We start from the raw sequence: 13,305 nt of genomic DNA, 5'->3' as shown, positions 1-13,305 counted from the left end.
GCATGCTCCTTTCTCAAAATCCACAATTGAATTTTAAGACGAGATATCCGTGTCGTTATGACAGTGTAGAACTGCTCAGTACGCCGGGAGGATGAGATGACCATGAATCACAACGTAAACACGCCGAATTCCGCTGTTAAGCATAAGGGCATGCCGGACGCGGCAGTGAAGTATTCACCCTTTCCGTTTCCGAAGCTCGACGACCGCACCTGGCCGGCAAAGCGCATCGAAAAGGCACCGATTTGGTGTTCGGTCGATTTGCGCGATGGCAATCAGGCGCTGGTTGATCCAATGGGTCACGACCGCAAGGAACGCATGTTTCGCTTGCTGGTCGATATGGGTTTCCCGGAAATTGAAATCGGCTTCCCATCGGCTTCGCAGACCGATTTCGACTTCTGCCGCTGGGCAATCGAGCAGGGCGACACACCTGACGAAGTTGATCTGCAGGTGCTGGTGCAGTGCCGCCCAGAATTGATTACACGTACGTTTGAAGCGCTGGAAGGTGCTAAGACGCCGATCATCCACTTCTACAATTCGACCAGTGAATTGCAGCGCCGCGTTGTTTTCAACAAGGACGTCAAAGGCATCAAGCAGATTGCGACCGATGCCGCAAAGATGATCATGGACATGGCTGCGAAAGCAGGTGGTGGTTATCGTTTCCAGTATTCGCCAGAAAGCTTCACCGGCACCGAGCTGGAAGTGGCGCTCGAAATCTGCAATGCAGTGACCGAAATCGTCAAGCCGACAGCAGAGCACAAGCTGATCCTCAACCTGCCATCGACTGTCGAAATGAACACCCCAAATGTTTATGCCGACCAGATCGAATGGATGTGCCGCAATCTCGACAATCGCGAAAACCTGATCATTTCGCTGCATCCGCACAATGATCGTGGAACGGGCATCGCTGCAACGGAACTGGGCCTGATGGCGGGCGCTGATCGCGTTGAAGGCACGCTGTTCGGCAATGGTGAACGCACCGGCAATGTCGATGTGGTGACGCTGGCGCTCAACATGTACACGCAGGGCATCGATCCAGAGCTGGATTGCACGGACATCAATCGCATGAAGGATGTCTACGAATATTCAAACCAGCTGAAGATTGCAGAACGTCATCCTTATGTGGGCGAGCTGGTCTATACAGCTTTCTCCGGTTCGCATCAGGATGCGATCAACAAGGGTATGAAGGTTCGTAAGACCGCCAATTCGCCAGTCTGGGAAGTGCCTTATCTGCCAATCGATCCACAGGATGTTGGCCGCTCCTATGAAGCGATCATCCGCATCAATTCGCAGTCTGGTAAGGGCGGTATCGCCTATATCTTGCAGGCTGACTACGGCTTGAACCTGCCGCGCAATCTGCAGGTCGAGTTCCGTGAAATCATCCAGAACATCACGGATGACGAAGGCAAGGAACTGCCGTCCAAGCGCATTCATGAAGAGTTCCAGAAGCTCTATGTCGAACAGGCAGAAGGCCGCATCAAGTTCGTGGATCACCACACCTATCCTGATCCTGAGCAGAAGGGTCGTCGTATTCTGACCGCTGAAATCACCGATAACGGCGTGACCAAGAATATCGAAGGCAAGGGTACAGGCCCGATTGATGGCTTCATCGATGCGCTGTCGAAATATCTCGGTGTGAAGATGTCGGTTATCGATTATTCTGAACATTCGCTCAAGCAGGGTTCGGACGCCGCGGCAATTTCCTATGTTGAAGTTGCATATCCCGCAGGCAAATTGTTCGGTGCTGGTATTAACGACAATATCGTGAGCGCTTCGCTTGAAGCAATTGTTTCAGCGGCCAATCGCGTGGTTGGTAAGTGACATGATAAAAAAGGCGGCAGAGATGCCGCCTTTTTTGAAAGTGCGTCTCGATCTCATTTTATAAGATAGGCGCTCCAAAATATTTGTCTAAAACGGATATTGTCCAAATACCAATTCCCACAGCCCCTAATACAATTTATCTTCGGATAGCTTGAGGATGCGTTCGCTCTCGTCCTCAATACCGTGCTGCTCCCACTGGCATAGCCAGCCGCCGTCCGGCTTCCGGTCGATATTGAAGATGTTATAACGTGCGGGTGGTTTATGGCCGCCAAAATTCTGGCTGGCAGAGGGTACACAGATCACCGGAACCTTGCCGTTCAGTCCGTCAATGTCATAGCGCGTGGCAAGATGGGTGTGACCATGAATGACCAGTTCAGCACCATGTTTGCGGATGACGCTTTGAAAGCGACGGATGCCATAGAGCCGCTTATGCGTTGGTGTTGCACCGTGGACGGGCGGGTGATGGATCATGACCACGCGGAACAGTCCGCGTGAACCAGCTTCATCAAGCGCCAAAGCAAGGCGTTTGGCCTGTGCGGAGCGGAAATCGCCGCTCGCCATAAATGGAGCTGTCGCGCGCGCTGAGGAGACACCAATCATGGCGACAGGGCCACGCTCCCGCATATAGGGAAACTGGGGTCGTTTGTCCTGGTTGTCTATACCATCTCCGCGCATCCATGGTTCCCATTTGCGACAGGATTTATCGAGTGCACCGGGAACATAGGCATCGTGATTGCCGGGAACGACGGAGACATTATCGGGATTGCCCAACTGCATAAGCCAGTCGTGAGCAATATCGATTTCCATATTAAGCGCCAGATTGACGAGATCGCCCGTGACCGCAATATGATCGGGTGTCTTTGCCAGCATATCGGCAATCAAAGCGTCCAGCACGGTTCCATGCATGGCATTCTTACGATTGCGCAGCCAGTTGATGTAACCTGTGATACGTTTCGACGCCAATTCGCGATAGCGAATACGGGGCAGCGGCGATAGATGAATGTCTGAAATATGGGCGAGGCGAAACATAGTATCGGTGTACTGTATTCTTTTTTAAATCGAAACCGTGTTCAGCGACTTTTTATTGATGTTTTTAGAGCGGTACCTGTTTAAGCGGAATCGTAGGAACATCTCTATTTCTTTTTTCTTACGCAGTATCCTACGCAAAACCGCTTCGCACTTTTGCTGGAAATGCTTTAGTGCAATGATGCTCAAAAGAATATTTCTTCAGGATTGACGGTATGCGCTTCCGCCATTTTTTATTTCATACCTATTTTTTGCTCACACGACCCATGACTTTGGGTGTCAGGGCGATTGTGTTTGATGAAAAGAACAATTCCGTGTTTCTAGTGAAGCATACTTATGTTCCCGGCTGGCAACTGCCGGGTGGTGGGGTTGATAGCGGCGAGACATTTGCGCAGGCGCTCGAAAAGGAGTTGCGCGAGGAAGGCAATATCAGGCTAACCGGACGACCACAGCTCTTTGCACTTTATAAGAATGCACATGCCTCAAAGCGTGATCATGTCGCGCTTTATGTGTGCCGCGCCTTTGAACAGTCCGAACCAAAACAGCGCGACCGGGAAATTGCGGAAGCGGGTTTTTTTACGCTGGATGATTTGCCGGAAGGAACCACGGCTTCGACCAAGCGTCGATTGCAGGAGGCACTGCATGATCTTGATCCACTACCAAACTGGTAAAAGGAAAGGGCGCTTTCGCGCCCTTATATTCAGATATTAGAAGCGGTAGGTGATACCCGTACCGATCAGCCAAGGGTTAAGCTTGGCCTTACCGCTAACCTGTGTGCCGCCAGCCAGAGTCGCATCGAACTTGGGTTCGAGGAACAGCTTCTTCACATCGAAGTTGATACCCCAATGTTCATCGATCATATAGTCGAAGCCAACCTGAAGCGCGCCGCCAAACGTGTTCTTGACCTTGAGATAGTCAACGCCGGCTGCATCCTGATTGTAGAAGATAGTGTAGTTTACGCCCGCACCGACATAAGGCTTGAAAGCGCCGAAGTTGGTGAAGTGGTACTGCATGGTGAGCGTTGGAGGCAGCATCCATACTTTGCCGACCTTGCCGAGACCTTCAATCGAACCAGTGCCATTGATGTTGGCATAGGTAGTGCCGAGGATGAGTTCAGCAGCCAGATTGTCAGTGAAGTAATATGTGATGTCGAGTTCTGGCGTGATCGACTTGGAGTAATCAAGACCGGAGCCATCAACGCCATTCACATAGCCCTTGTTTTCAGCGACAACGCCGAGTGCGCGAACGCGGATCTGCCACGGCGACAAAGCCTGTGGCACGGCAACGATCTCGGTCGCTGGCTGGGCGACAATCGCGTCAGCTGCAAAAGCTGCTGGTGCAGTAAATGTCAGTGCTGTTGCTGCGAGAAGCCCTTTTGCAAAGCGGTTCATCAGTCTCTCCTTCAAGTCTTGGGTAGTGATGCGCGCAATGTGAACTGCGTCGCAAAGCGCCCCATTGATCAGGATCAAAGAGACGCCCAAGTTTTGAGGAAGTGCTTATCTTCTGGCCAAACTGTTGCAGGAAAACCTCAGTTGAAGCGATCCCGATCATGTGGTGCTAAGAAGTCGATCTCTGGTCCAACGGGAACAATGCCGGTCGGGTTGATCGTCTTATGGCTACGATAATAATGACCCTTGATGTGTTCCATATTTACCGTTTTGGCTACACCCGGCACTTGATAAAGATCGCGGGTATAGTTCCAGAGATTTGGATAATCTGCGATGCGTCGCAGATTGCATTTGAAATGCCCGACATAGACCTGATCGAAACGAACAAGCGTTGTGAAAAGGCGCCAGTCTGCTTCTGTGAGGCGGGAACCCGTCAGATAGTGCTGTTTGGAGAGCGTGTCTTCTAGCTTGTCGAGCGCATTGAATAACTGTTCGAATGCTTCTTCATAAGCGTCTTGCGTGGTGGCGAAGCCTGCGCGATAGACGCCATTGTTGATGTTCGGATAGACGAAATCATTCATTGCATCGATTTCACTGCGCAGGTCTTGCGGATAAAAATCGAGCGATGCATTGCCGAATTTGTCAAAAGCGCTGTTCAACATGCGGATGATTTCAGCCGATTCATTGGAGACGATTGTGTTGCGCTGCTTGTCCCACAGAACAGGCACGGTCACGCGACCGGAATAATTTGGATCGGCACGGGTATAAATCTCGTGCAGGCGTTTTGCGCCAAAGAGTTCGTCGCCGGTGCTGCCAGTTGTACCATAGAATGTCCAGCCTTCGTCGGCCATGAGTGCATCGACAACCGAGACTGAAATCACGCTTTCCAGCTTTTTCAGTGCGCGGAAGATTAGTGTGCGATGCGCCCATGGGCAGGCATAGGAGACGTAGAGGTGATAGCGGCCAGCTTCGGCCTTGAAGCCGTCTTCACCGGTTGGACCGGCGCTGCCATCTTGTGTGATCCAGTTTCTGAATTGCGATTTTGAACGCTCGAAACGACCTTTGGTGCTGTCGGTGTCGTACCAGACATCCTGCCATTTGCCGTCAACCAGAAGTCCCATGTGATCTCTCCTTTTGGCCGTTAAAGGCATCCTGATCTGATTTCATCAGACCGAAACGCCTCTAATTTTTTACTTGAAGCATAATCTTATCGATCCTCGCTCCGCTCCGGTCAGGTTATGCTTTACATAGCGGGAAAGCTGCCATTTGACAGTCTCTCAAGCCGTGAACAGTGCGTAACGTTCCAAAAAGATAAGTCTCAGCCTCCGTTTTGAAAGAAAATGTTTTACGAGTTACCAATTTGGTGATAGGTGAGTTGCAAATTGCGGCACCGTCAATGTTTCGCCGCTTGAACATTTATCGCATTATCCTCCGCAAAACCGCTTCGCACTTTTGCTGGAAATGCTCTGAGGAGACCACCATGACCGGAATGCGTTTCATCCGACGATGAAATTGGGACTGCGCTCAAACTGCGCAGAATGCATTCCATTGGCCCTTTTTGGCTATCGACTTCTCTTCAGGCAATTTTACCCATGCAGCAGCTTGAACTGACCTACACGCAGGAAGAACTCGCGCACGATATTGAGATCGAAGACATGAATGCGGAAGCATTCGGTCCGGGCCGTTTTACCCGTGCAGCACATTTCATCAGGGAAGGCGGTCCGCACGATCAGAGCCTGTCATTTGTGGCGCTGATTGGCGGTATTGTCATCGGATCACTGCGCATGACGCCGGTTGTGGTCGGCAAAACGCCAGCCTTGTTGCTGGGTCCGCTTGCCGTGCGGCCTGACTGGAAAAAGCGCGGCATTGGCAGTGCTTTAATGCGAATGTCTTTGGAAGCTGCAGAGAAAGCCGGTCACAAGCTGGTCATTCTGGTTGGGGACCAGCCTTATTATGGCCCGTTCGGGTTTCATATGGTGCAACCCGGCTCCATGATTATGCCTGCTCCAGTTGATCCCCGGCGTATGCTGGCTTGCGAGCTTGTGGCAGGTGCGCTCAATGGTGCTAGCGGTGTCGTGCGTCACGCAAACAGAGCCTAAAAGCTAAATAGAGGGGAAAGCGAGGGCGTGTTAGCGCCCTTCGCGATACCACATGCTGCCGAATGTGAAGAGCAGGGCAGCCATCGCCAGCAAGCCAGAGAACAATGGCAGGCGGTTTACGCTTTTTAGCTGCGTGTCCGAAGTTTCGCGCAGGCCAATCCAGTTGCTACCACTTGCTGCGCGCTCAGCACCAACAGCGGTGATTGCTGGTACCTGAACCGAACTATCCGCACTTGCATGAAGTCTATGCACAGAGCCGCCTGTCGCATCAGTGAGTGGTGACAACTTGTCAGCTGTAGAGATGCTATCGGAAAATTCCGGCGCATCGACGGGTCCGACATGCGCCAGCGTTTCATAGTCTCCATTGCGGATGCGGAAGATGCCGATTTCATCACTTTGCAAGGTACCGTCGAAGAGCCCCGGCTTATTTTGCGTGAGGTTCACCTGTAATTCTTTACCGGATGGCGTGGTGACAGTTGCCTGACCGGGATTGTCACCCATCGTCTGGCGATGGATGGAGAGTGTGCGGCCATTGCCGCCTGCGGTCAGCGCTTCTTCTTCAAGCTCTGGCTCCTGCATCAGCCAATGCGCAATGCGGCGATAAAGCGAGGCATAGGGTCCGCCGCCTTCAAAGCCACGCGCCCAGAGCCAACCCTGATCGGACAGGAACATGCCCACACGACCTTTGCCAACGCGGTCAAGTACCAGAAGCGGCTTGCCATCAGCGCCGCTCATCACAGTTTCGCCCTGGGTTGGGCCAATATCAATGGTGCGGAACCAGCGGCTCCAGTGTGGCGGTTCCTGATCGCTGCCATCAAGACCACGGGTCACGGGATGACGTTTGCCAAGGTCTGTCAGGCGCGGATAAAAAGCCTTTTCGGTAATGGTTCCGGTCGGCATGGCAGGCAGCGCGCTATAAAGCGGCGTTTGCGCAATCGACATGTCGCCTGCGTATTCGGGACCGGCTGCAACCAGCAAAGCGCCGCCATTTTCCACATATTGCGCGATGTAATCATAATAAAGCAGCGGCAGCACATCGCGATGCTGGTAGCGATCTAGAATGATGAGATCGAACTCACTGACCTTGTCGACGAATAGTTCGCGGGTTGGGAAAGCGATGAGGGATAGCTCATTGATCGGGGTGCCGTCCTGCTTCTCGGGCGGGCGCAAAATGGTGAAGTGAACGAGATCAACAGCCGCATCGGACTTCAGCAGATTACGCCATGTGCGCTCGCCATTATGCGGCTCTCCTGAAACCAGAAGCACACGCAGGTTTTCGCGAATGCCGTCAATTGTGGCCACCGCACGGTTGTTGGTATCGGTCACTTCGCCAGGCAGAGTTGGCGTGGAAATCTCGACAATATTTACGCCTGCGCGCGGCAGTTCGATGGTGACGGGCGTTTCCTGTCCGACCTGCGCCTGTTCTTCGCTGACCGCCTCGCCATTCACGCGGATTTCAACTTGCGCGGAACTACCGAGGCTCTTGCCTTCATCTATCACGGTGAAGGACATTTCCAGCGGCTTGCCGCTAATGCCATAGCGCGGGGCTTTGTTAAATTTGATACGGCGGTCGAATTCGTCCGGCTTGCCTGTGATGAGCGCATGAACCGGCGCATCAAATCCAAGCGCATTTTTGTTGGCGGGAATATCGTGCACCTGACCGTCGGTGATCATGATTGCGCCTGCGACACGCGATGGTGGCACATCAAGCAGCAAACGCGCCAGTGGTCCGAATAGGCGCGTTGCATAGCCGTCTTCGTTTTCGCCGGGCTGTGCCGCTTCCACCACGCGGGTTTCAAATTGTGGCATGGTTGCAAGTTGGTCCTGCACGGCCTTGAGCGCCTGATCAGTGTCAGCTTTACGATCACCCAAGTTCTGGCTCTGGCTGCGGTCAACAACAAGGGCCACGACACTTTTAAGCGGCTCGCGTTCTTCGCTGATGATGACCGGATTAAGCAGTGCCAATGCAAGGGCAACGGCTGCAAGCATACGGATCAAACCGCCGCGCATACGTAGCAAAATTGTTGCCAGTACCAAAAGCGTTAGCGGTGCCAGAATGCCGATTAGCCAGGGCAAAGGGAGGAAGGGTTCAAATTCGATATTCATTTTGAACTCCTATGCGCATGTCTTTTGCCGGAAAACCGGTTCCCACTTTTCCTAGACATGCGCTAATTCCCCAGCCGCTGAAGTAGATCTGGTACATGAACCTGATCCGATTTGTAGTTGCCGGTGAGCATATACATGACGATATTCACGCCGCCGCGCAGTGCATAAATCCGCTGCATCGGATCATTGGGCACTGTCGGCAAAAGTGGATTGCCCTGTTCATCGACGGCCCATGCGCCTGCAAAATCATTGGCGGTGATCATGATCGGCGACACGCCATCGCCGGTGCGCACTGGGCGGTCGCGCTCGCTATTGGAGGCGGCAGTTGCTTCGACCCAGAGCGGACTTCCATCATAGCGGCCCGGAAAATCGGGCATGATGAAGAAGGATTTTGTCAGCACATGATCATCGGGAACCGGCTCAAGCGGTGGCACATTCATGCTATCGAGAATTAAGCGAAGGCGCTGGTTGGCGGGTGATGCAGAAGGGTCAAGGCTTGCCCCTGCCTGCAACTGATCACGGGTGTCGAACAGCACGGTTCCGCCCTGCTGCATATAGGCATCGACTTTGGCGATGGCCTCGGGACTTGGCATTTGCGCATCCGGGTCAATCGGCCAATAGATCAGCGGATAAAAGGCGAGATCGTCCTTGGCGGGATCGACGCCGATTGGATCGCCCGGTTCGAGTGCTGTCTTATCCGTCAGGGCAAAAGTCAAGCCGCGCAGCCCAGCTTTGCTGATGTCGTCGGTCGCGGTACTGCCGGTGATTATATAGGCCAAATGGGTTTTGGAGACGGAGTTGATGATGGCTTCATCACCCGGTTTGCTGTCGTCGTGGGTCTCTTGCGCTTGCGCGGTTTTAACCCCGGCAGGAATGAAGCTGATTGCCGAGGCTGCTGCAAAGAGAATGGCAATGCCTGCAACTTTGGAACGAGTTTTCATGCGTCTGCGGAATGCACCACGCAACCAGAGCATCAGAAATGTATCGAGCGCGAGCAGCATGGCTGCGGCTGCGAAAAACGGGCCACGCAATGAAACTGACTGGTCGGCATCGTACGATGCAGGCGTTATGCCAACGGAAAGAGCGGGTTGGCTGATCGGTTCAAGCTTGATGTCATTGCCTTCAAAAATGTTGAGCGCTTTCAAGACGTCTTCATTGCCATAGAAACCGGGCGGCGTGTTGATACTGACATCTGGTAATTTGTCTTTGTCTACGATCAGCGGCTTTGCTTCCGATGATGGCGGTGTGAGTTCGCCAGAGGCTGAAAGAAGCTGGAAAGGTGGCAGTGAAATCGACTGTTGATCGCCCTGTGCGCCGGTTCGTTGCGACAGCGATACAATACGGCGCAGCATTTCGACAAAAGAGCCGGAGATTGGCAGGTTCGACCAGGATGCGTCGGGCGAAATATGGAACAGGATTACATTGCCGCGACCACGGCTTTCGCCGGTTACCAGCGGTGTTCCATCTGCTAGCGTTGCATAGGCTTTGTCATTGAGATCAAAGGACGGTTCAGCCAGAACCTGCCGTGTGACGGTCACGTCATCCGGCACGGTAAGCCCGGCAAATGGGCCTTTGTCCGAGAAGGATCGCAGCTTCTGCGGCTCGGACCATGAGAGAGTTCCGCCCAGCGCGCGTTCGCCTTTGCGCAGACGCACAGGCAGGAGCGGATCGTTTTCATTCGCACCGGCAAGGCGAGGGCCGGCAAAGCGGACAAGCGTGCCACCATCCTCGATCCAGCTTGCAAGCTGTTCTTCAACCGGCTTTGGTAAAGTGCCAATATCGGCCATGATCAGAATGGATGGCTTAGCATCAAGCACTTCCGGCACAGTATTCATCAGATCTGCCGAACGCGGTTCGATGAGATTGGCATAAGGCGAGAGTGCGCGTGAGATATAATGTAGCGGCGACAAAAGCGGCTGTGCGAGATCGCCATCGCCGCTGGCAAGAAGGCCGATAGTGCGGCGTTCCGAACCGGCATCGACCAGACGTGTGGCACCGGCCTGATTGATGCCATCTATGCGGATCACACGGAAATCATTGCGTAGTTCGACAGGAAGGTTGAAACGGGCCGTCGCCTCATTGTTTCCTACTGCGAAGGACAAAGACGCTTCGGCAATGCGGCGGCCTTTATCATCATAAGCTGCTGCATTGAGTGCGCGCGGCATGCTTATGCCTTCGGGTCGAATGGCTTTTGCTTCAAACCCATTAGCTTTGTTTTCAATGGAAGTCAGCGCTACAACCCGATTAAGATTTGCGGCATACCAAAGGATCGAAGCCAGTTGGTCGTTCTGATTGAGCTTGGCGAAAGCTTCACTGTCGCTTGCCTGTGCCAAACCGTCATTCATGAAAGCCAGACGTATTTTTTCGCCCTGTGGTAGGCTTGATGAAAGACGATCGAGTGCTGCTTTGCGATCAACTGGGATCGGGCGTGGCTGCAAGGCTTGCAGACGTTCTGTTGCTCGGCTTCCATCATATGGGCCAATTTCCGAATTGGTGGGTTCTGCCGTGCCAAGCACATAAATCTGCATATTGTTTGCTTCCGCATCGGCAATCAGCTTTTCAGCTGCATTGACGCGTTCAGTCCATTCTTCCGCAGAAGCCCAGCCATTATCGATCATAATTGCCAGCGGCTCATTACCGGAAAGCGTGACAGCGCGCGGGTTCCATACGGGCGAGGCAAGCGCAAAGATCAAAAGTGCCGCAATCAGCAGGCGTAAAAGTGTCATCCACCAAGGGCTTTTGGACGGCACTTCTTCGCGCTTGAAGACCTGTGCCAGAATTTTGAGCGGTGGAAATGTTTCTTCCTGCGGGCGCGGTGGCGTCATGCGCAGCAACCACCAGATAACCGGAAGTGCAATCAGCCCTGCAAGAATGAGCGGTGATCCGAATGCGAGTGGCAGAAAATTCATCAGCGCGCGCCTCCCGATGAGGATGCGCTCAAAGCATCATGCAATCGCGACAAGGCCTGTGTGGCGGGTGTGTCGGTGCGATGCACGGTAAAGCTCCAGCCAAGGCGTCTGCAAAAATCAGCCAGCGTATCGCGCCGCGCGATATAAAGGCGGCGATAGTCTTCCGCATAGGTTTCCGCACGGCCTGCAACAAGCGTGGTACCGGTTTCAGGATCGCGAAATTCGGTACGACCCGAATAGGGGAAGGCTTCTTCGGCAGGGTCGGCCACTTCCACCAGATGTGCGCGCACGCCGCGACGCGCAAGACTGTCGAGAAGCGCGGTCAGTTCATCAAGCGGATGCAGAAAATCGGAAATTAGCACCACTTCGGAAAAGCGGCGTATCTGGTCAATATCAGGCAAAGCGCGAGCAGAAATATCATGCATTAATGCGCCTGCCAGACGTTCCGCACCATTGCGCGCTGAGAAAGGTTGCAGCAGCGACGGGAAGGCGATGCGTTCACCGGAGCGCGAAAGAAGTTCGGCCAGTGCCAGCGTGAGCACGAGCGAACGCGCCTCCTTTGAGACAGGTGAGAATTGCGAGCGGTAAAGCATGGAAGGCGAGAAATCGCACCACAGCCAGACCGTATGTGCGGATTCCCATTCGCGGTCACGGACATAGGTATGATCGTCGCGGGCTGAGCGCCGCCAGTCGATATGGGCCAGCGATTCGCCTTGAACATAAGGGCGAAACTGCCAGAAGTTTTCGCCGGGGCCGCGTTTGCGGCGACCATGCCAGCCATTCATCACGGTGTTGACGACGCGCTGCGCTTCAACCAGCAGATCAGGGATACTCGATGCGCGCACCCGGGCGCGTGCCAAACTATCCTTGCGGTTTGCTGATGAAACTTCTGCGCCAATCGCCATCAGCTGGCTGCCTTCACCAGATTGGCGATGACATCACGCACATGCATTCCATCAGCGCGGGCTGCGAAATTAAGCGCCATACGATGTTGCAAAACTGGCTCGGCCAAAGCCTTCACATCATCAACGGATGGGGCAAGACGGCCTTCATAAAGCGCACGCGCACGCGCGCAAAGCATGAGCGCCTGACTGGCGCGGGGACCAGGACCCCAAGCGATATGCTTTTTGGCATGCTCATTATCGGCATCAGGGCGTGCTGAGCGGACGAGTTTGAGGATCGCTTCGACCACGCTTTCGGAAACCGGCATGCGGCGCACCAGCGCCTGCATCTGGCGCAGCCTGTCAGCATCGAGAATTGCATGCGGCTTGGCTTCGCTCACGCCCGTTGTTGCAAGCAGGATACGGCGTTCGGCTTCCAATTCTGGATAAAGAATATCTATCTGCATCAAAAAACGATCAAGCTGCGCTTCCGGCAGCGGATAGGTACCCTCCTGCTCCAGCGGATTTTGCGTGGCGAGAACATGGAATGGGGCAGGCAGATCATAACGTTGACCAGCAACCGTCACATGATATTCCTGCATAGCCTGCAAAAGGGCAGATTGGGTGCGGGGCGAGGCACGATTGATTTCATCGGCCATTAGGAGCTGGGTGAAGATCGGGCCTTTGAGATAGCGGAAAGAACGACGACCATCCGCATCCTGCTCCATCACTTCCGAGCCGATAATATCGGATGGCATGAGATCGGGTGTGAACTGGATACGCTGGCCTGAAAGACCAAGGACAGTTCCGAGTGTTTCGACAAGCTTTGTCTTGGCAAGGCCGGGAACGCCAACCAGCAGCGCATGACCGCCAGCCAGAACCGCTACGAGCGTGCGCTCAATAACGCTTTCCTGACCGAAAATGACGGTGCCGATATTTTCTCTAATGCGTGCAATGTCGGCGAGGGCGCGTTCGGCTTCGGCAACAATTTCATCGGGGTTGATAGCTTCGGGCGTAACGACAACGCTCATAGGGACCTCGCAAAAATATCCGCACCTGCAATATAATGTTGAAAACA

10 protein-coding genes are annotated in these 13,305 nt (G+C 53.7%); 3 read left to right on the top strand and 7 right to left on the bottom strand.

Going from position 1 to position 13,305, the window contains the following annotated elements; translation table 11 throughout:
* The first annotated feature begins 102 nt into the window (after positions 1 to 102).
* Positions 103 to 1,818: a 2-isopropylmalate synthase gene (leuA, locus tag CEV31_RS02225; protein WP_094505300.1), complete on the top strand. Its 1,716-nt coding sequence runs from the start codon at positions 103 to 105 to the stop codon at positions 1,816 to 1,818.
* Between the two features lie 126 nt (positions 1,819 to 1,944).
* Here leuA and CEV31_RS02220 read toward each other — a convergent pair whose 3' ends face one another.
* Positions 1,945 to 2,847 carry a metallophosphoesterase family protein gene (locus CEV31_RS02220; protein ID WP_094505261.1) on the bottom strand — a complete coding sequence of 301 codons (903 nt, stop codon included), beginning with the start codon at positions 2,845 to 2,847 and terminating at the stop codon, positions 1,945 to 1,947.
* Positions 2,848 to 3,059: 212 nt separating this feature from the next.
* Between CEV31_RS02220 and CEV31_RS02210 the strand changes: the two genes are divergently transcribed.
* Positions 3,060 to 3,515: an NUDIX domain-containing protein gene (locus tag CEV31_RS02210; protein WP_094505260.1), complete on the top strand. Its 456-nt coding sequence runs from the start codon at positions 3,060 to 3,062 to the stop codon at positions 3,513 to 3,515.
* Between the two features lie 36 nt (positions 3,516 to 3,551).
* Here the strand turns inward: CEV31_RS02210 and CEV31_RS02205 are convergent, their stop codons facing one another.
* Entirely contained in the window at positions 3,552 to 4,235 is a 684-nt protein-coding gene (locus CEV31_RS02205; protein WP_094505299.1) for an OmpW/AlkL family protein, read from the bottom strand.
* 137 nt (positions 4,236 to 4,372) lie between these two features.
* Positions 4,373 to 5,353, bottom strand: a complete 981-nt coding sequence (locus CEV31_RS02200; RefSeq protein ID WP_094505259.1) for a glutathione S-transferase family protein — start codon at positions 5,351 to 5,353, stop codon at positions 4,373 to 4,375.
* Between the two features lie 471 nt (positions 5,354 to 5,824).
* On the opposite strand from CEV31_RS02200, the gene CEV31_RS02195 reads away from it, so the two are divergent.
* Positions 5,825 to 6,331 carry a GNAT family N-acetyltransferase gene (locus tag CEV31_RS02195; protein WP_094505258.1) on the top strand — a complete coding sequence of 169 codons (507 nt, stop codon included), beginning with the start codon at positions 5,825 to 5,827 and terminating at the stop codon, positions 6,329 to 6,331.
* A gap of 30 nt (positions 6,332 to 6,361) precedes the next feature.
* On the opposite strand, the gene CEV31_RS02190 is transcribed toward CEV31_RS02195, so the two are convergent.
* The 4 genes from CEV31_RS02190 to CEV31_RS02175 all read right to left on the bottom strand — a co-directional run bounded on the left by CEV31_RS02190 (position 6,362) and on the right by CEV31_RS02175 (position 13,258).
* A complete protein-coding gene (locus tag CEV31_RS02190; protein ID WP_094505257.1) occupies positions 6,362 to 8,437 on the bottom strand; it encodes a hypothetical protein in 2,076 nt (691 codons plus the stop codon).
* Positions 8,438 to 8,499: 62 nt separating this feature from the next.
* A complete protein-coding gene (locus CEV31_RS02185; RefSeq protein ID WP_094505256.1) occupies positions 8,500 to 11,346 on the bottom strand; it encodes a DUF4159 domain-containing protein in 2,847 nt (948 codons plus the stop codon).
* Positions 11,346 to 12,251 (bottom strand): DUF58 domain-containing protein, encoded by a 906-nt coding sequence (locus CEV31_RS02180; protein WP_094505255.1) that lies wholly within the window; start codon positions 12,249 to 12,251, stop codon positions 11,346 to 11,348. The genes CEV31_RS02185 and CEV31_RS02180 overlap by 1 nt, the downstream gene beginning before the upstream one ends.
* Complete coding sequence (locus CEV31_RS02175) at positions 12,251 to 13,258, bottom strand: AAA family ATPase (protein ID WP_094505254.1); 1,008 nt, start codon at positions 13,256 to 13,258, stop codon at positions 12,251 to 12,253. Before CEV31_RS02175 ends, CEV31_RS02180 begins: the two co-directional genes overlap by 1 nt.
* Positions 13,259 to 13,305 lie beyond the last annotated feature (47 nt).

Origin of the sequence: Brucella thiophenivorans (assembly GCF_002252445.1) — a bacterium.
Classification (GTDB): domain Bacteria; phylum Pseudomonadota; class Alphaproteobacteria; order Rhizobiales; family Rhizobiaceae; genus Brucella; species Brucella thiophenivorans.
This window is presented reverse-complemented; position numbering and strand designations above follow the sequence as displayed.